1 protein-coding gene is annotated in these 1,518 nt (G+C 40.7%); it reads right to left on the reverse strand.

The genetic code is table 11. The features are described from left to right. Window positions 1-1,382, reverse strand: a 1,382-nt coding sequence (locus H0Z19_RS11975) for a transposase (protein ID WP_290726932.1), incomplete at its 3' end; no start/stop codon positions are given. Window positions 1,383-1,518: the final 136 nt, after the last annotated feature.

The raw sequence follows: 1,518 nt of genomic DNA on the forward strand, positions 1-1,518 counted from the left end.
ATTACCAGTGAAGGCTTCAAGGCTTGGGCTGAGCCACCAACCCTTACCCCTACCCCGCCCAGGCTCTTCTGAAAGCTTACAACAACTGAAGAGCCTCCAGATAAGACTCTAACAACCTGGGTAAGGCTTGGGGTTATGTTATAAACTTTTCTCAAAACATTAAAAGCACTAACCAAATCAGCGTTAAGCACCTTACCCAGGGAGGGAGACTTAAACAAACCCCTGAAAACCCTACCAAAAACCAAATGCTTCCCTGTTACCAGGGAGCACTCCCCCCCTGAGCTTTTAACAACTTCACCAGTTAAGGGGTCAGTCAAGCTAGTGAAAGCCTCACTCACCCACTTAAGCTTGAAGCCAAACTGTTCACTCTTAAACTCAATAAACTTTTTAAGCTTGTAATAACTCCAGTACTGGAGCATGAAATTCACTTTTCTAATCCTGTCCCTTGGAATGTTTTTAACATCACCAACCACAAGCTCCTTCACACCCAAAGCTTTTAGAATCTTGAATGCTTTAACCACAAGCATTCTTGATAAACTCTCCAAGGTTTTTACAAGCCTCCAGTAAGCTTTTCTAAGCCTCCTGGAAGTCTTTTGATTATTAGCACTCAAACCTTGCTGTATTTTTGCTATTAATTTTTGATACTTGAACATTACTGCTTTGAGAACCCTGCCCTTAACCAGAATGCTCCCCACAAGTTCTCCAGTGGCCTTGTCATACAAAACAATTGCCATTAAATTGTTCAACCCCAGGTCTATTCCAGCAATTAAGTGCTTTCTTGGTGCTTTCACTTGTTTTTTCTCCTTCTTGGGTTTTTTGGGGTTTCTAATTGTTATATAAGCGTACCAGTGGCCATCAGCTTCCCGTCTAACTTCAGCCTTGCCAACTTCTCCTACCCAGTAAAATTTACCCTTGAATTTTAACTCTAACTTCAAGTCCTTTGAGAGTGTTAGGGTTAACAGTCTCTTCTCCCTGTCTATCTTCACCCCATTGTTTTTCACTACAAACCTCAAGCTCTTCTCTCTAGGCCAGGGGTAGCTGGGCTTGTGCTTTCCCCTGCCCTTCTGGTAATCCTTAAGCTTTGCTTGGTAGCTCTTCAAGTCTTGTATAACTTCTCTTTCAACTGCTTGCAAGAATCTGGAAGCATACTGAGGGTAATCTTGCCTGAGTTTCTTGTTGTAAAAGTTGCTTTTCTCAAGCTTGTACTCTTCATAAGCTCTTGGCTGGCTTTTTGTGGGGAGTAAGGGTTTGCCTTGCTTGAGTCTCAAGTAGTGGAAGTGTAAGTATTGTTTTTTGATGTTTAAGTAGTCTAGGGTTATTGTTTTTAGTAATTCTTCTTGTGTTTTTGAGGGGTAAAATTTTAGTTTTATTACAACATTCATCAAGTAATTTTATTATTTTTTGAACTTAAAAAGTTTATTATAAGGGCTTTTCTACGGCAACCCTGCATTGAAGGGCGAGGCTTGTAAGGTTTGCTCACTTAGGCTTTTCAAGAATAAAAGTGTGAGAAAAGTGGAA

It is taken from the genome of Archaeoglobus sp., from assembly GCF_017656475.1.
Classification (GTDB): domain Archaea; phylum Halobacteriota; class Archaeoglobi; order Archaeoglobales; family Archaeoglobaceae; genus Archaeoglobus.